Raw genomic sequence first — 20,884 nt, forward strand, 5'->3', positions numbered from 1 at the left:
TCATTCTTTAAGTAAATCGACAAGAAGAGAAGCCACTTTATGTGTATCGTGACGAATTACGTCATTTTTATGTGTTACAATTTGATCTCTGATAACTTCAAGCCCCATCGCTTTCAGCTCTTCGATATCAAAATCAACAGGACGCGCCGATTCTGCTGCGTACTTACGTTTTATTTCGTCAGGAATGTCTTCACTGTTAACCAGTATGGTATCGATAAAGCCGCAGCCCATATGCTGATTGAGCGCTTTCACATGATCGGCAGCGGTATAATGCAGCGTTTCTCCGGGCTGTGTCATCACGTTGCAGATATACACTTTTTTCGCCGGCGCCTTGATCACTTCTTCTCCAATTTTCGGGACGAGCAAATTAGGGAGAATACTGGTATAAAGGCTTCCCGGTCCGATAATAATCAGATCCGCTTCCCTGATTACTTCTATCGTTTCCGGCAGCGGATCAATGTTTTCAGGCGTCAGAAAAACGCGCTTAATACGCTGGCCGTACTCCGGAATAGTGGACTCGCCTGAGACCACGCGCCCGTCCTCCATTTCGGCATGCAGAACAACACTGGCATTGGCTGCCGGCAACACCTTTCCTCTTACATTCAGCACCTTGCTCATTTCTGTGACAGCGTGAAAAAAATCACCGGTTATATTCGTCATCGCTGCCAAAATTAAATTTCCGAGTGAATGGCCGGTTAAGTCGTTCCCTTTATTAAAGCGGTGCTGAAAGAGGTCTTCAACTAGCGGCTCCACATCGGATAAAGCGGCAAGTACATTTCTGATGTCTCCTGGTGGCGGGATTTGCAGTTCGTTCCGCAGCCGCCCCGAGCTACCTCCGTCATCAGCAACTGTGACAATCGCCGTAATATCAACGGGTTTATGCTTTAAGCCCCGAAGCAATACAGAAAGGCCCGTGCCGCCGCCAAAGATTGCGATTTTCGGTTTTTGTCCCATCTTATTTCCGGCTTCTCTTTTCAATGTCCCGGTGAGTAACATGAGTATAGTAATCCTTTTTGAAATAGTCAGCTAAATACTCGGCAAGTGTCACAGAGCGGTGCTGGCCCCCTGTGCAGCCAATCGCAATGACGAGCTGGCTCTTTCCTTCTCTTTTGTAGGACGGCAGCATGAAGCTGAGTAAATCGATTAATTTTTCATTGAACTTTTGTGTTTCATTCCACTTCATGACGTAAGAGGATACCTCTTCATCTTTTCCGGTCAGCGGCCTCATGCTTTCGATATAATATGGATTCGGCAAAAATCTGACATCAAAGACGAGATCGGCATCAATCGGAATACCGTATTTAAAACCAAATGACATGACATTTACCGTAAATGTCTCTCCTTGGTTTGTCGCAAAATGCTTTACAATTTTCTCGCGCAGATCGCGCGGCTTCATGTCTGATGTATCATAAATCATTTGAGAGCGGCCTTTTAATTCCTCAAGCAGCTCGCGTTCCAGCGCGATGCCTTCGAGCGGAAGACCAGTCACTGCCAGCGGATGCGAACGTCTCGTTTCTTTATATCTTGTCACGAGAATCGAATCCTTCGCGTCTAAAAATAAAATTCGCGGTGTAATCCACGGATTTTCCGCCATTTCATCCAGCGCCTCAATCAGCCGGTCAAAAAATTCACGGCCGCGCAAATCCATAACAAGCGCGACCTTGCTCATTTTCGAATTTGATTCCTTCATCAGCTCTAAAAATTTCGGAAGCAATGAAGGCGGCAGATTATCGACGCAGAAATAGCCGAGATCTTCAAAGCTTTGAATCGCAACGGTTTTTCCCGCTCCCGACATACCGGTTATAATGACAAGCTGAATATCATGTGATTCACTAACACTCATCTTTCTCCCCCCTGACTTGTCTTTCTATTTGATGTGCTGCGGATCTAAACGATAACTGAGCAGCTCAAACTCCGGTGTATACGTAAATGTGCCGTGCAGCAGCCCTTGTCCCTTCATCATAAAGTCGAGGATATGGCCGTCTCCCGGGGCCATAGGCAGGTTTTGAATATCCTTCACATTGTGCCACTGCAAAATGCCTTCTTCTGATTCAGACACATTTTCTCCCGTATAGGAATCAGCAACAAACGTAAACATCATCCACTCAGACACAATGTGGTCACCGTCTTTAATAATAAAGGTAAAAACGCCTTTTAGCTGGGGATTTATGATATAGATACCAGTCTCTTCTCTGAATTCTCTGATGACGGAATCCCTGACTGATTCTCCGCTCTCCATCTTGCCTCCCGGCGCGACCCACCAGCCGCGTCTTGGCTTTTGAAGAAGAAGAACTTTGTCATCCGCCTTGAGAACACAATTTGTCACTCTTTGCAAGTACGTCACCTAACCTTCTCGTCCTGTCATCGTCTCTTTATTATACCGTTTCAAGATGCCTCTCACAATGAAGAGACATTGACAATCTTTTCTTCTATTTTACAGCATATTCTTTCCCGCGTTCAGATGATTTTATTGTGAAAGGAAATTGTCTTTTATTTTTGGACAAAAAAAGGACACGGATAACTGGAGAATCCGTGCCAAAAGTGTATTCATTATAAAAAGGGGGTCAATTACTTTATTAATCATAACCGATAAGTTTTACACAACTGTTACAGCGGAATTAAAACCCAGTAACGTTATGTGAAACTCGTATGACAGCCCTTTTTATTTTAAGGTTTTCAGCGTTTCCTGGAGCTCTTCGACATAATGCTGTACGCTTTGTGCCGCAATACTACCGTCACCTGTAGCCGTTACGATTTGGCGCAATGATTTTTCGCGAATGTCTCCGGCTGCGAAAATCCCTTCAACCTTTGTTTCCATTCGGTCGTTGGTTTCGATGTAGCCTTCTTCATTTGTGATGCCAAGGTTTTCAAACGGTTTAGACAGAGGAAGCATACCGATATAAATGAATACGCCGTCTGTTGTGAATTCACTTTCTTCACCAGTTACCGTATCCACAAGCGTCACTTTGCCGACTTTGCCGTTTTCCTCATGAATTTCCTTCACGGTTTTATTCCAAAAGAAATCTACTTTTTCATTATCAAACGCTCTCGCTTGGAGAATGCTTTGCGCACGTAGTTTGTCACGTCTGTGTACAATCGTTACTTTTGAAGCGAAACGTGTTAAGTACACGCCTTCTTCAACCGCTGAGTCTCCTCCGCCGACAACAACCAGCTCTTTGCCTTTAAAGAAAGCGCCGTCACATACTGCACAATACGAAACACCGCGGCCGCCCAATTCTTTTTCGCCAGGCACGCCGATTTTTTTATACTCTGCACCTGCGGCAATGATAACAGCACGTGCTTTATATTCTTTTGAACCGGCTTTCACAACTTTGTACTCTTTGCCGTCCACAATTTCTTTAATATCGCCATAAGCGTATTCCGCGCCGAATTTCTTCGCGTGTTCAAACATTTTGTTGGAAAGCTCAGGTCCGAGGATGCTTTCGAAACCAGGATAGTTCTCCACATCTTCCGTGTTTGCCATTTGGCCGCCCGGAATTCCTCTTTCAATCATTAATGTCGATAAGTTTGCTCTAGATGTGTATACAGCGGCCGTCATCCCAGCAGGACCCGCGCCGATAATAATCACGTCATATATTTTTTCTTCTGACACACTCATTCACTCCTTAAAACGTCTTTTCGAGTTGGGCTCTTCCTTATATGATAAGAATCCCCATCAAACGTATTCCTTACCCATATCCTATAAAATCTCATGGTGATACGCCATTTTTTTGCTCATTTTTTTCGAAACGCGATTAAATGTATTTCAAAAGGGTATGTATTTAATAAAGAAAGAGCCTTCTGTCCATAGAAGGCCCTTGTCTTATTTATTATTGAACAACACGTCTTACAACGCCTTTAAATGCTTTTTTCCAGTACACGTTGTTCATAGAGTCAACAGATACACCATGAGATGTATTGTCGTTAAGGAACGTACCGTTTCCTAAGTAGATTCCAACGTGACCATTTGTTTTGTATGTGTCAAAGAAAACTAAGTCTCCGCGTTTCATGTCTGACGCGCTTACAGCTTGTCCTCTTCCAACTAAAGTATCAGTCGTTGTTCCGCCGACAGGTCCAAGGTTGACACCTGCAGAAGCGTAAGCCCAGCGAACGAATGATGAGCAGTCAAAAATACGGTTGTTGATATCAGACTGAGAGCGTCCGCCGCCAAACTTGTACGGAGATTGTCCGACAATGCTTGAACCAACGCTGATCGCGCCTTCAATTCCGCCTGAGTTGCTGATGACAGTGCCGCCTGAGTTATTGCTTGAGCTGCTGCTCTTCTTAGAAGATGAGCCGTTAGACGAACTGTTAGATGAACCCTTAGAAGAGTTGTCTGAAGAATCATCATCAGATGAGCTTGCTTTTGCTGTTTCAGTTGTAGCCGTTTGGCTGTCATCTGTTTGTGTTTCATCAGATGCTTTTTGTGCTTCTTCCTGCTTTTTGATCAGGGCAGCCGCAGCTTCTTGTTGTTTTTTGATACGCGCTTGTTCTTCTTCAGTATCTGCTTTTTGGTTTGCAAGGTCAGCTGCTTCTGATTTTAATTCAGAAATCGCTTTAGCCGTTTTCTTCTGGCTTTCTTTTGCTTCGTCGAAAAGCTTGTCTTTTTCATCAAGCTGTTTATCAAGATCTTTTTGCATTGTTTCTAATTTAGCCAGTGCAGCTTGTACTTCTTTCAGCTTATCATTCAGATCCGCTTCAGAGTCTTCAAGCTTCGCTTTATCCTGCTCTTGCTGCTTGATTAAATCTTTGTCTGCATCCACAATAGATGAAACCGCAGTCGCACGTGAGATAAAATCACCAAAGCTCGTTGATCCTAAAAGTACATCTATGTATCCTTGAGATCCGCCGCTTTCCTGTAAAGAACGAACGCGTTTTTTTAGGATTTCGTTGCGTTTTTCGATGCGTGCTTCTGTTTCTTTAATCTCTTTTTTCAGTTTTTTGATTTCTTCTTTTGTTTTATCGTTTTCTTCTTTTTTATCATCGATTTTGTTGCTTGTATCGAGCGCCTTAGCGTTAATGTCTTTCAGTTCTTTTTCAATCTTTGATTGGTTTTCCTGAAGTTCAGTTAATTCTTTTTCCTTCGCTTCAATGCTGGAAGCAACCTCAGATTGCTTGCTTTCGATTTTTTGTTTCTTTTCATCTAATGTTTCCGCCGATGCAGTTTTACTTGTAAATGGGATCAAAAAACTGCTTGTCCCGATGACGGAAGCCAAACCAAGTGTCAATAAACTCTTTCTCACTTTTTATATCCTCCCTTTTACTGTGAACCTGTTCTCATTTGGAATTGTATTTTGAACATCAAGTTTCGTTCCTCATACTCTACGAGGAATGATGATTGTTTATGGTTAATTATTCTGTGCATCTCTTAATCTGGGTGTATAGCGTTTATTTCACATCATATGTAAAAAACACTAATTCCTTATGTACGAGAATCATTATACCATCAAGTTTCGACAAATTAGCGATAAATTTTATTACATTTGTGTTTCAAACAGATGTCAGGTTGCACATCATTTGTCATTTTTCTTAAATTGATAAAAAACCTGTCGACATTACTTTCTTAATATACTTCTTAGAACAAAAAGAGAGTTGATTCTGCGAATCAACTCTCCATCAATATATTATTCTAAAATATCATCAATATATTTCATATATTTCGTCAAAGTAGCCGGAGAGATGCCAAATTGGGCTGCCGTATCTTTTTTGGTGTCATGTTTGCCATGGGCTTCTTTCCAAATATAGTAGATAGCCGCAGCCCATCCGCTCACATTTTTCAGCGGCCCCGCTGCGCGGATTTGCTGTATCACATGGAATACCCAGCAGCTCATGACTTCTGTTTTCATCTCATCCTGTTCTGCTTCTTCCAGCAATTTAACCGTTTGATAAGCGAAAAGCGCATCCTCTGACACATCTGCTGCTTCGGAATCTCCGTTTAAGAGCAGCTTAACAAAATGGTTTTCAAAAGGAGCGGTGATGCGCTTCGAGCGTATCACGGCTTCAAGATGCTCCGTTTCACCCTTGGTGCTGCTGATATAATAGGCCGCCAATCGCTGTTCTACTGACGAAGGAAGTACTTCCCGCCGCTCAATCCACGGAGCCGGACGGTCTGCTCCTGGATATTGCGACTCGACTTTTCTCCATACCGTTTCGGCAAATTCTTTATGGTCCGTAAAGTAAGCAGAGCACGAGAGCCAGTAGTAAAATGTGTCGTCTCCTTCAAAACCGCTTTTATATAGTGATCTGAGCCATTTGTACCCGATATCATACCGGCCGACAAGCGACAGAGTGGCACCCAGTTTATAGCGCTGTTCAAATAACATCGGATATACATTTGAAAGCTGTTCACTCAGCTCTGCCACCTTTTCATCTTCTCTTTCATAATAGTAGAAAACAAGAAGATTACATAATGCGTGAAGATTTCCTTCATTATGATTCAGCACTCGATAAGCCGTTTGTTTCGCTTTCACAACATTGCCGGAATAAAAGTGGGCAAGGGCGAGATTATTATAAGCGGACCAAAGCTCAGGATATTCGTGTGTGATTTCCTCAAGGGCCGCAACGGCTTCAGCAAGCTGACCGCTTTCAAGCAAGGACTTCGCCCGGTCCTGTTTGATGAGCAATTCATCCTGATCATATAAAGAATCCTCAGGCCCGCCGTCTCCTAAATCGAGCAGTTCAAGCAGACTATCGTTCTCTTCGGAAAACTCACCGTCCGGATCAGCGTCTGAATAAGCGGCAGCTTCTTTATAAGCTTCCTGAAAGAGTCCCAGATGGGCAAAGTTATTTGCTTTAAAATAATGGCATTCCGGCATTTCCGTCTCAAGATTCGCCAAAATATAATCAAGCAAATCGTTTGATTCCTGGTATTGCCCCATCTCAGAATAAATGACCGCAAGCTGCGAAAGCATCTCTGAATCCTTCGGCTCCAAATGAACCGCGCGCTGGATCAGTTTGCTTGCCCGCTTCAGATTGCGTTCTTTATACGCTTTCAAACCTTTATGAAAAAAATAATGTCCATCTTGAAGCAGCTGGACAATTTGTGCGTGATTTTTATGTTCAGAAGTGTGTTTTCCCACAACTACCCTCCGTTTTATACAATATTACCGTCAGTAGTATACCATAAATCGCAAACCCCTCAATAGTTCAAAAGGAAGGATTGGGAAAATCCCTCCTCTTTTTTTTACTGGCTGAATCGACCAGAATTTACCCGGCTTTGTTTTCTAAATCCGCATTCATTTTAAGCTGCTGTTCAGCAAAATCTCTGTAAAGGTCATGGGAAGCCATTAATTCATGGTGCGTGCCGCGTCCCGTAATTTCCCCTTTTTCAACAAATAATAGCTGATCAGCATCTACAACAGTCGATAAGCGGTGAGCGATGACAATTGTTGTCCGGCCTTCCATCAGCACCTCAAGTGCCTGCTGCACTGATTTTTCAGATTGGCTGTCGAGGCTGGATGTGGCTTCATCAAGCATCAGGATGCTCGGATCACGGAGAAGCGCCCTGGCAATCGCAATTCTTTGTCTCTGTCCGCCCGACAGCATAATGCCGCGTTCTCCCACCTCTGTATCAAGCTGATTCGGCAGTTCCAGTATAAAATTAAGAGCGTATGCCATCTCCGCTGCTTTTTCGATTTCGGCATCCGTTACCTCTCTTTCCAGCCCATAACAAATATTGTCTCTGATCGTTCCCGACATTAACGGACTTTCCTGTGACACGTAGCCGATATGCTGACGCCACGATTCGAGCGAATACGTATCCACCGGCTCGTCTCCCAGCCGAATGGTCCCTTCAGTCGGAGAATAGAAACGTTCAAGCAGCTTAAACAGCGTGGTTTTCCCGCCGCCGCTCGGCCCAACAATTGCTGTTACTTTCCCCGCTTCAATCACAGCGCTGATATCCTTCAAGATCATCTGCCCAGGCTTATAGCCAAAGGACACTTGATCAAGCCGGATAGGCAGATGCGCGTTGTCAATTTGGTTACCTGTGGCGGTATCTTCCTCTTCCTCTGCCAAAATCTCAATCATCCGTTCCGTTGCACCGATTGATTTTTGCAGCTGTGTGAAGAACGTTGTAATCTGGCCCATCGGCATTATGATTTGAAACAAATATAAAATAAAAGCCACGAGTGCCCCGGCAGTCAATTCGCCTGATGACACCTGCATACCGCCGTATCCAATAACAGCCACGAGTGCGGCCATTAATACGAGAGAAATAAGCGGCCCGACAAGCGATTGCACCTTCGCTTCACGAACCCCCAGCTGGAATAATGAAGAAATCCCCAGCTTTCCGCGTTTGTATTCGACTTCCTCTGCATTTGAAGCCTTCACAAGCCTGATTTCCGGAAGTATTTGATTGAGCAACCCTGTAAAACGTGCGGTTTCATCTTGAGTTTCCCGAGAAATGGAGAACATCTTCTGGCCGATCGGCACTAAAATCAGCGCAGCTAATGGAACAACAACTAAAACAAGCAGCGTCAGCTTCCAGTTCATAATGAATAAGATGGTGAGTGATCCAATGACCGAAATGATGCCTGTTATAAATCCGCTGATATGGCTGGTGATCAGCTCTTTTACCACCATCGTATCATTCGTGACCCGGCTGACAGTTTCACCGGAAGCGTTAGTATCGAAATAAGATACAGGAAGCTTTATTAATTTCTTCCATAATAAATCCCTTAACCCAGAGATGATTTTTTGCCCGCTATAGTTTAGCGCGTATGTAGCGTAGGCGCTTAAAGCGGCTTGAATAAGAAATACGAGCGCGATCAGCCCGATTTGCGTGCCGGACAGCGCTGACATGGAAAAACCGTCGACAAGCTGTTTCGTTAATAAAGGAATCAGCAGGCTGACCAGTGTTGTCACAATACTGAGAATCAGCGCAAAAGCGAGCTTTCCATAGGATGGGTTTGTCTGTTTCACTAATGCAAAAAAGGCTTTGAATTTTCTTTTAGGTTGCTGTGTTGACATAGTATTTTTCCCCCTGTTTCAATCCCTTTACGCGGTCAGCAAGGTTGAACGGAATATAATAGGATTATTTTTACTCTTTCTAAATCATAACAATGGAGAGAGACTTTTTCAGTATATTTTTCTTGTACACTGAAAATAAAAATCCCCTATTCATGACTCGAATAGGAGACGTTTCATATTATAGATCCTTTTCAGGCTTCTTTTTTCGATACGTTAAGGTAACCTCTTGCTGCCTCAGGTCTTCAATGATCATTTTGAACCGGTCAACCTTTGCAGTATGCTCTTCTTTTATCGTTTGAAGTGCAGTTTTCTGCTTTTCGCTTTTCAATTCAAGCTCTTCTTTTATTTTTTTGACAATCATTCCTTTTTGCCCTTTGATTTCTTCTTTTAATGCAGACTCAAATTTTTTAGTCAGGCTGAGAATGTCGTTGATGGGTTTATTGAGACTGCCCGCTTTCCCCTTCATTTCGTCATGGGTTAGAAACATATAGGTGGTTGATACAACTTCTGTTTCACTTTCTGAAAATAAGGAAGTCACTCTGTCTATTCCTCCTAAGGCTGAAAATCGAATAGCTGTGAGATCATTTCTTCTTTTTCAAATAGCTTTTCGATGCTCTCGCGGATATTTTTGATAAAATTCTTTTTTTCCGATGTCTGTTTTTTTAGTTCTGCAACAATTCCGTCATTAGCAGGGAGAGCACCTGTATGGAACGATTCATGAACTGATATTTTCTCTAATTTATCGAATGTGTGACTGAAACCGGCCGCAAGCCGGAATTGAAGATCGAAGGCATAATGCGAAGGATTTTCTTCCATATGTTGAATCGACGTGATGATTGCCTGTTTTTTGTCTATAAACTCTTCATCGATTTCCTGACGGAATACCTTTTGGTACGCGGAAATCGCATCTTCCATATCTTCAACAATCTTCATGCCGTTTTGATAGATTCTGACAGCGGATGAGATATTGACTTTAATCGTTTCTCCCGAGCCGCCCTTCCCTGTAAAGTAAATATCGGAGCCTTTGTAGCTGAAGCCTTTTTCCTTTGATAACGCGTTCAGCATTTGAACGATGCTGTGGCCGTCAACAATGAGTTTTAATGCTTCTTTTGTTTCTTTGTCGAGTGTTTCTATCGAGGACAAAATTGATTTTACGTAATCTACTATTTCACCAACGTCTTTTAGAGCTTGCGTAAATTGACCATGCTTTAAATGATCAATGAAATGTTCGTATCGTGATTCTATACCTCTCATACTCGCATTAAGATTCGTTAATTCTTTTTTGATCACTTTCTTTTGCGTTCCATCAATATACCCATTTTCAGCAAGCTGATCTACGACCGGGCCGCTGTTTCTCAATAAGGTATGGAGAAAACCTAAAAACGCTGGCAAATTCTCTTTAATTCGGCCATACATTTGCTTAACGTCATCAAAGTTTTCATAAATGACACTCGCTTTCGCTAAAGCACCATCTGTGTACTTCACTTTATCTATCAGCTCTATGTCAATCCCGCTTGCAGCCTTTACAAAACCGTTCAAGCCATCTTTTTCATAGTCATCCTTATATTTTTGAAGGAATTCTTGAATCGCTCTCACGTCTTCATCAGGAATCCCATCCATAATGTTTCGAATGCCTTTTACACTTGTATTTGTATCCGCCATCTTCATATCACCGAATGTAATGAAGTCTGCCTTGCCGCTCGCACCGTACAGAGGGTCATCCTTTGAGATGCGCTGGGTGATGTTTGCTGTTACGCCTTTGCCTTCATAATATTTTTGGATTTCTTTTTTTAGCTTTTCTGGTGGGATAGAATCAATATCTTCGTATTTATAACTAAATTTCCTAATAACATATCTATATAAACTTTCATCAGTTTCAAGTAATTGATCGATATTGACTTGAGCCCCATTTACACCATAAACCTCATCATATTCTCCATTAATCAATTGCACCATTACTTGGTTATTATTAGCAAGGGAATGTCCTAAGGCGAATGTTTTTAAATCCTCCGAGTCACCTGCTGCTTTCTTTACTTTTTTAGTAAACTCCTTTGTAGCCTCATACTGACTATGATCGATTCCTAAAAAAAGACCAAAAAAGTTATACGACCAATCCTTATTATCAGCACTGCCTTCTGAAATAATATGAAGCTGATCGATATGTTTTTTCTTATCTATTATATGGATTGCCGTCCCATCGTAACCTGATTCTCTGGTCGAACTTTCTATACTTGTATTCTGGTTTACAAGTTCACTGGAGGTGTATATTTCAATTTTTGTATTCTCCGGAAGATCGTGGCGGGTTTCCTCTTTATAAATTCTCCGTACATCTGATTCGAAATCCGCTTTGGCTTCCTTAACTTCACTTGCATTGATTGAGGCAAACTTTTGTTTATAGTCATATTCTAAATCAATTAGCCGTAACTTTACGTTCTCATTCTCAAATACATTTTTATTTTCCATCTTATTTCTCCTTTTTATCTATTAAAAAGGTGATAGAATTAATTAATTTCTCTACTTTATTTTTAGCCTTTTCTTCATCTAAGGAGCATGGTTGATTTTCATTTTTGCATCCGAAAGTAAAGGCGTATTCTACTCCTAAGTTATCTTCTTCTGTAGATTTCACATACCCGAAGTAACTGTATGAATCATTATATTTTCTATCAATATCGTCAAAGATGTCTTTTTTCTTAGCAAAGTAGATATCGGTTTTCTTTTTGCTACTTTTTTTGTATTCACCTTTATAATCATTTTTTCCACTAACAATATCTAACATTGTCTCAGGTTCATTCACAAAACTTTCTTCTTTGTAATATGTTACATGGCCATCAAACATTACATTGGTGTCTTTATCATAACTATTAAATCCAATACTTTCTTTGTTTTTCCCAGTTAAAGATGACCTTCTTGATAGATATTCCGCATCCTCCGGAAACAACATCCTAAACCCTTTCAGCTTAGACTCCAACAAATAATACTCCGGCTCTTCTTCCTTCGTTGACACCATGTACTCTCTCGTTTTCTCATCCTGAAACGCTGGAACTTGCGGCAGGTCTTTTGGATCCATGTCTTTTGGTTTTACGGCTTCTGTTTTATTTTCATTGTTTTTGCTGTTTTTTTCGTTGTCGTTCATACTGCATCCTCCTGTCAGGGCAAGTAATAAGCCGAAGCAAATAAAGATAATTTTTTTCATTACGAACCTCCAAGGGTTTTGTGAGATCATTCTATTTTTCAAAAGTAATACTATTGACCCGGTTTCGGGGTGATTATATTATCCTTTTCCATGTTACATCATGGCGGAATTTGGATAAATAGGAAATCAGACTTGGTTTTGATCTCTTTTTATTAACAAATCAAGCAAAACACCTCGTACACACCCAAATACCTATTTCTTTTTTCATAAAATATGACTCTTACCTTATTTTTCAGAATGGCTTCTATATAATTGTACTCTAAGTTATTTTAACGCCTTTTCAATATATTCTTATTTTCCACTCTCTATTTCCCCTTTTTAAGTATTAAAAAGGTAATAGAGTCTATTATTTTTTGAACTTTTTTTCTTGCTTCTTCTTTCTTTAATGAACAAGTCTCTTCATCTTTATAGCAGGCAAATCGAAAAGAATACTCTATCCCCAGATAATCCTCTTTTGTTGATTTAACATAACCAAAAAATCTATAAGACAAATTATTCTTTCCCTCTACATCATCAAAAACGCTTTTCTTTTGAGCAGAATATACAATTTTATCAGATAGCTTTCTTTCTTCATATTTTCCTTTATAGCTATTTCTACCGCTTACAATGTCCAGCATTGTATCCTTGTCATTCGCAAAACTTTTTTCTCGATGATAATCCAATTGCCCATCATATTGAATGTTAGTTTTTTTATTGAAACTATCAATTATTATTGTTTCCTTATTTTTGCCAACACTTGAAAATTTAGATACGTACTTCGCTTCTTCCGGAAACAACATCCTAAACCCTTTCAACTTAGACTCCAGCACATAATACCCCGGCTCCTCTTCCTTCGTTGACACCATATACTCTCTCGTTTTCTCGTCCTGAAACGCCGGAACTTGCGGCAAGTCTTTTGGATCCATGTCTTTTGGTTTTACGGCTTTCGTTTTATTGTTATTTGTGATGCTTTTTTCACTGTCGTTCATACCGCATCCGCCTGTCAGGGCAAGTTATAAGCTGATGCAAATCAAGATGATTCTTTTCATGACGAACCTCCATGGGTTTTCGGCTTATTTACCTAAATCATATTTTGACCTTATTACAAAGTGATTTTTAGCCTTACCTTTATATTCTCAACTTCCAATCTATTTTTGTTTTCCGTTTTATTTCTCCTGTTAATGATTTAAAAAGGTGATGGATTTTACGTGCTTTTTAACCTTATCTCCTAAATTGTCTTTATCTAACGTACAAGGCTTCTCATGATTTGGACATCTAAACATAAACCAAAATACGATACCTGATTGATTTTTTTCGGGTGACTTGATATAACCGAAATATCTGTATGAAAAGCTGTATTTATTTTTATCGTTTTGAAAATGATTTTTCTTATGAGCAATATAAATAGCTTTATCTTCGTTCTCTAGCTTTTCAAAACTGCCATTATACCCATTTTCACTCCTAACTTGCTCTAACATTGTCTCAGGATTATTTATAAAGGATGTTCTTTGGTAATACTCTATTTGTGCATTTAACATTTTATTTTTTGTTTTATCATAACTATCAAATGCGATCATTTCTTCATGTTCATCACGGCTAGACAAATAGCTTGAAAATTCCCCATCCTCCGGAAACAACATCCTAAATCCTTTCAGCTTAGACTCAAGCAAATAGTACCCAGGCTCCTCTTCCTTTGTTGACACCATGTACTCTCTCGTTTTCTCATCCTGAAACGCCGGAACTTGCGGCAGGTCTTTTGGATCCATGTCTTTTGGTTTTACGGCTTCTGTTTTATTGTCATTTGTGGTGTTTTTATCATTGTCGTTCATACTGCATCCTCCTGTCATGGCAAGTAATAAGCTGAAGCAAATAAAGATAATTTTTTTCATTACGAACCTCCAAGGGTTTTGTGAGATCATTCTATTTTTCAAAAGTCATACTATTGACCCGGTTTCGGGGTGATTATATTATCCTTTTCCATGTTACATCATGGCGGAATTTGGATAAATAGGAAATCAGACTTGGTTTTGACCTTCTTTTATCCATTCGGAATGTGAAACACCTGTTGTATTACTAAATACCCTTTATATTTTTCTCACAATAAAAAAAGAGCCGTTATCCATAGGCTCTTTCTATTTACTATTCAGAATGGCGTTTTCTCAGCACTTCCAGCACATCATCCAGCGGCAATGCTTGTTCTCTGAGCAGGACAAGGAGGTGATACAGCAGGTCTGCCGCTTCCCATTTCAGTTCCTCGTGATCGCGGTTTTTGGCGGCGATGATGACTTCTGATGCTTCTTCACCGACTTTTTTCAAAATTTTATCGACGCCTTCGTCGAAAAGGTAAGTGGTGTAAGCTCCTTCAGGCATTTCCGCTTGGCGTTCTGCGATGACGCGCTCCAGCTCGCTTAAGATGTCAAATCGGCCGGAAGTTTGTTCTTCTGTCTGTTCCTTTGTAAAACAGCTGTAGCTGCCTGTGTGGCATGCCGGACCGGACGGCTCTACAAGCACGATCAGTGCATCTTGGTCGCAGTCATATCGGATGCCCTTGACGGCTTGCGTATTCCCCGATGTTTCTCCTTTGTGCCATAGCTCTTGCCGCGAGCGGCTGTAAAACCACGTTTCTTTCGTTTCCAGTGTTTTTTCGTACGATTCCCTGTTCATATATGCAAGTGTCAGTACTTCTTTGCTTGCCGCGTCCTGGACGATGGCAGGGATTAATCCTTCTTCGTTAAAACGCAGTTCATCTGCCTGTTTCATCTCACATTCACCCCGTGCTCTTTCAAGTATGATTTCACTTCTTTAATTGATGTTTCTTTATAATGAAAAATGGAGGCAGCCAGCGCGGCGTCCGCTTCCCCTTTTGTAAAAGCCTCGAGCATATGCTGCGCGTTTCCTGCTCCCCCTGAGGCGATGACAGGAACCGGAACAGCTTCTGACACGAGCTTTGTCAGCCTGTGGTCAAAGCCTTTTTTCTCCCCATCTGAGTCCATGCTGGTCAGGAGGATTTCTCCGGCTCCGCGTTTGACAGCTTCCTTCGCCCATGCTGTAACTTCCCAATCCGTTTTCTTTCTGCCGCCATGCGTGTAAACCTTATACGTGTCAGACTCTTCGTTGTACTTGGCGTCTATGGCGAGTACGATACATTGAGAGCCGAAAAACTCCGCGCCTTCGGTAATCAGCTCGGGACGGAGAACAGCTGCCGTGTTTACAGAAACTTTGTCCGCGCCGGCACGCAGAATCGTTTTCATATCGCTAAGCTGATTGATGCCGCCTCCGACTGTAAATGGAATCGCAAGCTTTGCAGCAACCTGCTCTACGACGTCAACCAACGTTTTGCGGCCTTCATGCGAGGCTGAAATATCAAGAAACACCAGTTCATCCGCGCCTTCCTGATCATATACTTCCGCCAGCTCGACAGGATCGCCGGCATCCTTCAGCTCAAGAAATTGAATCCCTTTGACAACGCGCCCTTCTTTCACATCAAGACATGGGATAATCCGCTTGGTTATCATTTCCCCTTCATCCTTTCAAGCGCCTCGCCAAGTGTAAACTGGTTGGTATACAGTGCTTTTCCGATAATAGCTCCAGAAACCCCATTCGCATGATAACGGGCAAGAGCTTCAAGATCCGCAACGGAGCTGACTCCGCCAGAGGCGATGACAGATTTTCCGGTTTCCTTTGCGAGTTCCACTGTGCTTTCGATATTGGGGCCTGACAGCATCCCGTCTGTCGCGATATCAGTAAAAATAAAAACTTCTGCGCCTTCATTGGCGAGCTCTTTGCCGAGTTCAGCCGCCTTAAGATTTGATGTTTCCAGCCACCCTTCTGTTGAAACAAAGCCGTTTCTTGCGTCCAGCCCGATGGCTATCCTTTCGCCATACTCTTTCAGCATTTTTTTTACAAACGGCGGATCAGAAACAGCGGAGCTTCCCAGGATCACGCGATCGACTCCTGCCGATAAGTAATCGTAGACGTCGCTTTCCGAACGAATGCCGCCGCCGATTTCAACTTTCAGATTGAGCTTTTGTACAATTTCGATGACATGACGGTCATTTACTTTTTTTCCTTCCTTCGCGCCGTCGAGATCGACAAGATGAATCCATTCAGCTCCCTCACTCGCAAATAAAGAGGCCATGTCGAACGGTGAATCACCGTATACAGTTTCCTTGCTGTAATCACCTTGAACGAGGCGTACGCATTTGCCGTTTCTCATATCAATGGCCGGGTATAATGTAAAAGCACTCATTTTTTCACCTTCTGTTCTGCTGCCATTTTTGTGAATTGGATGAAGATAGACATTCCAACCGTGCTGCTTTTTTCCGGGTGAAACTGGGCGCCGAAGATGTTCTCTTTTCCGACAACCGCAGGCACCCGCACACCGTACTCGGCGCTTGCCAAAAGCGCGCCGTCATCCATTCCGTCAATATAATAGGAGTGGACAAAATAAGCGTAGCCTTCCTCCACTCCTGCCAGCAGCGGAGATTCGTTATGAAAGGAAAGGCGGTTCCATCCCATATGCGGAACCTTCAGCTTGTTTCCCTCCTGATCTTCCGGCTTCAGCCTGACCGCTTTTCCCTTTAACAAACCGAGGCCTGCAGCGGTTCCATGCTCTTCGCTCTCATCAAACAATAGCTGCATGCCAAGGCAGATCCCAAGAAGCAGTCTCCCCTCTGATACCATATCGTGAATGAATTGATCGAGTTTGGCGTTGCGCAAATTGTCCATCGCATCCCCAAATGACCCGACTCCCGGCAAAATGAAAGCATCGGCTTTCCTCAGCTCCTTTGGCATGCCAGAAACAAAGTACGGCATGCCGACACGCTCCAGCGCCTTTGAGACGCTGTATAAATTGCCCATTCCGTAATCTATCACACCGATCATTTACAGCATCCCTTTCGTTGACGGAATCCCTTTGACACGCGGGTCAATCGTTGTCGCTTCATCAAGCGCGCGTCCTAATGCTTTAAAAACAGCTTCTATCATATGGTGCGTATTTGTGCCGTAATGAACGATCACGTGCAAGTTCATCCGTGCTTCAAGCGCCAGCTTCCATAAAAATTCATGTACAAGCTCAGTATCGAAAGTTCCGACTTTCGCTGCCGGAAAGTCAGCACGCATTTCCAAGTGCGGCCGATTGCTTAAATCAACCGCCACCTGCGCAAGCGCCTCATCCATCGGTACAAACGCCGAGCCGTAGCGTTTGATTCCTTTTTTATCGCCTAGTGCTTCAAGCAAAGCCTGCCCTAAGCAAATGCCGATATCTTCAGTTGTATGGTGATCATCTATATCAACATCGCCTTTCGCGTTAATGGAAAGATCAAATTGTCCGTGTTTCGTGAATAAATCCAGCATGTGTGTCATAAACGGCACGTCTGTTTTGATATCCGCTTGTCCCTCGCCGTCTATTGCAAATGCCAGCTCAATATCTGTTTCATTTGTTTTTCTGGCGCGATCTGCTTTTCTCATTTCGAATTCCTCCGTCCTCTCGCTTCGATTGATCTCGCGTGCGCTTCTAATCCTTCCAGTCTGGCAAAAGCCGCGATGCTATCCGCATGTTCTTCAAAGGCTGATTGGCTGTATGAAATAATGCTCGATTTCTTTTGAAAATCCGTGACGTTTAATGGGCTTGAAAATCTGGCTGTTCCATTTGTCGGGAGCACATGGTTCGGTCCGGCAAAATAATCTCCGACCGGTTCAGGGCTGTATCGGCCTAAGAAAATCGCACCTGCGTGCTTGATATTGCCAAGCAAAGCTTCGGGAGACTGTGTGATGATTTCTAAATGCTCCGGGGCGAGCGTATTGACTGTATTGACTGCTTCATCTATCGTTTCAGCCACATAAATAGATCCATAATCTCTCACTGAAGCTTCCGCAATATCTCTGCGCGGCAAGGTTTTAAGCTGCTCGTTCACCTCGGCTGAAACGGCCTCAGCCAGCAGCATGGAATCTGTGACAAGCACACATGAGCTGAGCATGTCGTGTTCCGCCTGTGACAGCAGGTCGGCGGCAATTTCCCGCGGGATAGCTGTTTCATCAGCCAGCACGACGATTTCACTCGGTCCGGCAATCATATCAATATCGACATCACCGAACACCTCTCGTTTGGCAAGCGCGACATAAATATTTCCCGGGCCTGTGATTTTATCCACCGGCTCAATGGTTTCTGTTCCGTACGCCAGCGCCGCAATTGCCTGAGCCCCTCCCATTTTGTATATATCTTTGATGCCCAGCTCGGCAGCGGCAGCTAAGACTCCCGGAGACAGCCGTCCGTCTTTTCCCGGAGGTGTGACAAGAACGATTCTTTCCACGCCCGCTGTAAACGCCGGAATGACATTCATCAAAACAGATGACGGATATGCGGCAGTTCCGCCCGGCACATAAACGCCGGCAGAATCAAGTGCTGTCACTTTCTGTCCCAGCATTGTGCCATCCTTTCTGTGATAAAACCAGGAAGACTGAAGCTGCCTTTCGTGATAGTCAGTAATGTTTTTGATCGCTTGCCTGATCACCTGCAGCAGCTGGGGATCCAGCAAGCTGTATGCTTCTTCAATTTCTTCTGTTGTGACCAATGCGCTGTCGAGCTTGATGCCGTCAAACTTGGCCGTGTAGTCACGAACGGCCTGATCACCGTTTGCTTTTACATGTTCAATAATGGATCGGACCGCTTTTCTTTGTTCTTCCGTTCCGGCATCAATTGACCGCTTGAGAGAAAGCCGGTCCGCGCCGCTGATCGTTTTGATTTTCATTTTGCCGTTTCTCCTTCCACAACAAGAGATAAACGGGATGCCATTTCGTCGATGACATCGTCCTTCATGCGATAGCTTACGGGGTTGACGATAAAGCGGGAGGTGATATCACAAATATGCTCTGTTTCAACGAGTCCGTTTTCTTTGAGCGTCTGTCCCGTAGATACGATGTCGACTATTCTGTCCGCAAGCCCGATAAGAGGTGCCAACTCGATAGAGCCGTTCAGTTTAATAATCTCGACTTGCTCTCCCTGCTCCCTAAAATAACTGGAAGCCACATTCGGATACTTTGTGGCGATTCTCGGCGCGACGCCGCTCCAGTTTGTATCGTGAAGTCCGGCAACCGCCAGATGGCATTTGCTGATTTTCAAATCCAGCACCTCATATACATCGCGTTCCTCTTCCAGCATGACATCCTTCCCCGCAATTCCGACGTCTGCCACACCGTGCTCCACATATGTGGTAACATCCATCGGCTTTGCCAAAATGAAGCGGAGATTTTCCTCCGGCACGTCGATGATCAGCTTTCTGGAATCCTCAAACTCTTCCGGCAGCTTGTATCCCGCCTGCCGCAGCAGCCCTGCTGCTTCTTCAAATATTCGCCCCTTCGGCATTGCCATTGTGAGTAACTTACCCATTTTGCTCTTCCTTTCTGGCACCGATAAAATAGGTGACATTCGCAAATGATTTTGTCATCTGATCAATATTTTCAATCCCCAGTAAATCCTGAAGAACAACTTTTTTACCTTTCAAACGCTCTTCATTCGCAAAAGCAATGGCCTGCACCCGCTGTTCTTTGCTGAAAATGACAGCATCCATTTCACAAGGTTCGTCTTTCATATAAAGCGCTTCAATCATCCGGTCAATCCGAAGCCCAAAACCCGTCGCCGGCGCCGGTGAATTAAAATGTCCCAGAAGCTTGTTATAACGGCCGCCGCTGCCAATCACAAAGCCTACATTATCCGCGTACACTTCAAATAAAATCCCAGTGTAGTAGCTCATATGGCTGACCATATTCAGATCAAGACGGACATTTTCCGTACATCCGTAGTCCTCAAGAATCTCCCACAGCGCCTTCAATTCATCAACCACACTTTTACCTTGCGCTGAATCGACGATTTCTTCAGCACGTCTGCAAACTTCTATGCTCCCTCGCAATTCGAGAAGCTCAAGCAATCTGTTTTTATCAATGGAGGAAAGCGGAAGAGATTTGACGTGCTCTCTGTAGCCGACATAATTCTTTTCATATAAAAACCTCCGCAGCACGTCCGCTCGTTCAACATTCCCGAGCACCTCGACAAACAGGGCATCTGCAATGCCTGCGTGGCCTATTGCAATTTTAAATGAAGTCAAGCCGGCATTTTTTAACGCACCGATTACTAAGGCAATGACCTCTGCGTCCGCACTTGTCGTGCCATCACCGATCAATTCCACTCCAACCTGTTCAAACTCGGCAGGACGTCCGCCCTCGCGTTCCTGAGCTCTGAACACATTTGCCGCATAGCCGACTCTGAGGGGATGATCATGTTTCAGCAGCTTTGATGCCGCCACCCTTGCGATCGGCCCTGTCATATCCGGGCGAAGCACCAGTGTCTTTCCATCCTGATCCAGAAGCTTAAACAGCTGCTGCTCTTTAATTGCTGACTGCACACCAACCGTATCGTAAAACTCCAGCGTCGGTGTTTCCATAAATTGATAGCCCCATTTATCTATCATATCGGTTAATGATTGCCTCACCTTTTTTTTCGTTTCATATAAACCGGGCAGTGTATCTCTCATGCCGTGCGGTTTTTCAAACATAAACATCAACCCGAGCACCTCCGTAGTCGTTTGAAGGAAAATTCCGAATCCTTTAGTTCGCTAATATGATAATATGTTAGCAGATGAAAGAGCGGAAATCAATGCTTAACTTTCGCACGAATCTTTTTCGTTCAGAAATCCTCCTCCTAAATATGAAAAAGTCATGAATAAATGATGAAAGGTAGGTCATATC

Annotated in this window: 20 protein-coding genes; all 20 read right to left on the minus strand. The window is 43.2% G+C overall.

What is annotated here, in order from left to right; genetic code table 11:
* The 20 genes from mgfK to LNN34_RS17945 all read right to left on the minus strand — a co-directional run bounded on the left by mgfK (position 1) and on the right by LNN34_RS17945 (position 20,697).
* Positions 1-954, minus strand: a complete 954-nt coding sequence (gene mgfK / locus LNN34_RS17850; RefSeq protein ID WP_059335364.1) for a gluconeogenesis morphogenetic factor — start codon at positions 952-954, stop codon at positions 1-3.
* Between the two features lies 1 nt (position 955).
* Positions 956-1,843 carry an RNase adapter RapZ gene (gene rapZ / locus LNN34_RS17855; RefSeq protein WP_059334990.1) on the minus strand — a complete coding sequence of 296 codons (888 nt, stop codon included), beginning with the start codon at positions 1,841-1,843 and terminating at the stop codon, positions 956-958.
* 24 nt (positions 1,844-1,867) lie between these two features.
* Positions 1,868-2,344 carry an 8-oxo-dGTP diphosphatase gene (locus LNN34_RS17860; RefSeq protein WP_081638370.1) on the minus strand — a complete coding sequence of 159 codons (477 nt, stop codon included), beginning with the start codon at positions 2,342-2,344 and terminating at the stop codon, positions 1,868-1,870.
* A gap of 318 nt (positions 2,345-2,662) precedes the next feature.
* On the minus strand, positions 2,663-3,613 hold the full coding sequence (trxB, locus tag LNN34_RS17865) for a thioredoxin-disulfide reductase (protein ID WP_106295460.1): 951 nt from the start codon (positions 3,611-3,613) through the stop codon (positions 2,663-2,665).
* 217 nt (positions 3,614-3,830) lie between these two features.
* A complete protein-coding gene (cwlO, locus tag LNN34_RS17870; RefSeq protein ID WP_059334991.1) occupies positions 3,831-5,243 on the minus strand; it encodes a peptidoglycan DL-endopeptidase CwlO in 1,413 nt (470 codons plus the stop codon).
* A 381-nt stretch (positions 5,244-5,624) separates the two neighbouring features.
* A complete protein-coding gene (locus LNN34_RS17875) occupies positions 5,625-7,079 on the minus strand; it encodes a tetratricopeptide repeat protein (protein WP_229044037.1) in 1,455 nt (484 codons plus the stop codon).
* Positions 7,080-7,206: 127 nt separating this feature from the next.
* Positions 7,207-8,970, minus strand: a complete 1,764-nt coding sequence (locus tag LNN34_RS17880; protein ID WP_059292470.1) for an ABC transporter ATP-binding protein — start codon at positions 8,968-8,970, stop codon at positions 7,207-7,209.
* A gap of 178 nt (positions 8,971-9,148) precedes the next feature.
* On the minus strand, positions 9,149-9,508 hold the full coding sequence (locus tag LNN34_RS17885) for a hypothetical protein (protein WP_059334995.1): 360 nt from the start codon (positions 9,506-9,508) through the stop codon (positions 9,149-9,151).
* Between the two features lie 14 nt (positions 9,509-9,522).
* Entirely contained in the window at positions 9,523-11,433 is a 1,911-nt protein-coding gene (locus LNN34_RS17890) for a DUF6792 domain-containing protein (protein ID WP_229044040.1), read from the minus strand.
* A gap of 1 nt (position 11,434) precedes the next feature.
* Positions 11,435-12,163: a lipoprotein YvcA gene (locus LNN34_RS17895; protein ID WP_229044042.1), complete on the minus strand. Its 729-nt coding sequence runs from the start codon at positions 12,161-12,163 to the stop codon at positions 11,435-11,437.
* A gap of 305 nt (positions 12,164-12,468) precedes the next feature.
* The gene (locus tag LNN34_RS17900) at positions 12,469-13,131 is read right to left on the minus strand and encodes a lipoprotein YvcA (protein ID WP_229044044.1); all 663 of its coding nucleotides are present in this window, start codon (positions 13,129-13,131) and stop codon (positions 12,469-12,471) included.
* A gap of 189 nt (positions 13,132-13,320) precedes the next feature.
* Positions 13,321-14,031, minus strand: a complete 711-nt coding sequence (locus LNN34_RS17905) for a lipoprotein YvcA (RefSeq protein ID WP_229044046.1) — start codon at positions 14,029-14,031, stop codon at positions 13,321-13,323.
* Positions 14,032-14,281: 250 nt separating this feature from the next.
* Positions 14,282-14,902, minus strand: coding sequence for a bifunctional phosphoribosyl-AMP cyclohydrolase/phosphoribosyl-ATP diphosphatase HisIE (hisIE, locus tag LNN34_RS17910; protein ID WP_229044048.1), 621 nt, complete (start codon positions 14,900-14,902; stop codon positions 14,282-14,284).
* A complete protein-coding gene (hisF, locus tag LNN34_RS17915; protein WP_229044050.1) occupies positions 14,899-15,657 on the minus strand; it encodes an imidazole glycerol phosphate synthase subunit HisF in 759 nt (252 codons plus the stop codon). Before hisF ends, hisIE begins: the two co-directional genes overlap by 4 nt.
* A complete protein-coding gene (hisA, locus tag LNN34_RS17920) occupies positions 15,654-16,391 on the minus strand; it encodes a 1-(5-phosphoribosyl)-5-[(5-phosphoribosylamino)methylideneamino]imidazole-4-carboxamide isomerase (RefSeq protein ID WP_044159352.1) in 738 nt (245 codons plus the stop codon). Before hisA ends, hisF begins: the two co-directional genes overlap by 4 nt.
* A complete protein-coding gene (gene hisH / locus LNN34_RS17925) occupies positions 16,388-17,026 on the minus strand; it encodes an imidazole glycerol phosphate synthase subunit HisH (protein WP_229044052.1) in 639 nt (212 codons plus the stop codon). Before hisH ends, hisA begins: the two co-directional genes overlap by 4 nt.
* Complete coding sequence (hisB, locus tag LNN34_RS17930) at positions 17,027-17,611, minus strand: imidazoleglycerol-phosphate dehydratase HisB (RefSeq protein WP_229044054.1); 585 nt, start codon at positions 17,609-17,611, stop codon at positions 17,027-17,029.
* A complete protein-coding gene (gene hisD, locus LNN34_RS17935; protein WP_229044056.1) occupies positions 17,608-18,891 on the minus strand; it encodes a histidinol dehydrogenase in 1,284 nt (427 codons plus the stop codon). Before hisD ends, hisB begins: the two co-directional genes overlap by 4 nt.
* A complete protein-coding gene (gene hisG / locus LNN34_RS17940; protein ID WP_059292460.1) occupies positions 18,888-19,529 on the minus strand; it encodes an ATP phosphoribosyltransferase in 642 nt (213 codons plus the stop codon). The genes hisD and hisG overlap by 4 nt, the downstream gene beginning before the upstream one ends.
* Positions 19,522-20,697, minus strand: coding sequence for an ATP phosphoribosyltransferase regulatory subunit (locus LNN34_RS17945; RefSeq protein WP_229044070.1), 1,176 nt, complete (start codon positions 20,695-20,697; stop codon positions 19,522-19,524). Before LNN34_RS17945 ends, hisG begins: the two co-directional genes overlap by 8 nt.
* Between the last annotated feature and the right edge of the window lie 187 nt (positions 20,698-20,884).

The sequence above is a fragment of the Bacillus sp. AF23 genome (assembly GCF_020861455.1).
GTDB classification, from domain to species: Bacteria; Bacillota; Bacilli; order Bacillales; family Bacillaceae; genus Bacillus; species Bacillus halotolerans.

Coding starts and splice junctions, on each gene's coding strand:
- mgfK (WP_059335364.1), bottom strand. CDS start 954: ATGGGACAAAAACCGAAAATCGCAATCTTTGGCGGCGGCACGGGCCTT.
- LNN34_RS17890 (WP_229044040.1), bottom strand. CDS start 11,433: ATGGAAAATAAAAATGTATTTGAGAATGAGAACGTAAAGTTACGGCTA.
- hisF (WP_229044050.1), bottom strand. CDS start 15,657: ATGATAACCAAGCGGATTATCCCATGTCTTGATGTGAAAGAAGGGCGC.
- LNN34_RS17880 (WP_059292470.1), bottom strand. CDS start 8,970: ATGTCAACACAGCAACCTAAAAGAAAATTCAAAGCCTTTTTTGCATTA.
- hisD (WP_229044056.1), bottom strand. CDS start 18,891: ATGAAAATCAAAACGATCAGCGGCGCGGACCGGCTTTCTCTCAAGCGG.
- hisG (WP_059292460.1), bottom strand. CDS start 19,529: ATGGGTAAGTTACTCACAATGGCAATGCCGAAGGGGCGAATATTTGAA.
- hisA (WP_044159352.1), bottom strand. CDS start 16,391: ATGAGTGCTTTTACATTATACCCGGCCATTGATATGAGAAACGGCAAA.
- hisB (WP_229044054.1), bottom strand. CDS start 17,611: ATGAGAAAAGCAGATCGCGCCAGAAAAACAAATGAAACAGATATTGAG.
- hisIE (WP_229044048.1), bottom strand. CDS start 14,902: ATGAAACAGGCAGATGAACTGCGTTTTAACGAAGAAGGATTAATCCCT.
- LNN34_RS17905 (WP_229044046.1), bottom strand. CDS start 14,031: ATGAAAAAAATTATCTTTATTTGCTTCAGCTTATTACTTGCCATGACA.
- LNN34_RS17900 (WP_229044044.1), bottom strand. CDS start 13,131: ATGAACGACAGTGAAAAAAGCATCACAAATAACAATAAAACGAAAGCC.
- LNN34_RS17895 (WP_229044042.1), bottom strand. CDS start 12,163: ATGAAAAAAATTATCTTTATTTGCTTCGGCTTATTACTTGCCCTGACA.
- rapZ (WP_059334990.1), bottom strand. CDS start 1,843: ATGAGTGTTAGTGAATCACATGATATTCAGCTTGTCATTATAACCGGT.
- hisH (WP_229044052.1), bottom strand. CDS start 17,026: ATGATCGGTGTGATAGATTACGGAATGGGCAATTTATACAGCGTCTCA.
- LNN34_RS17945 (WP_229044070.1), bottom strand. CDS start 20,697: ATGTTTATGTTTGAAAAACCGCACGGCATGAGAGATACACTGCCCGGT.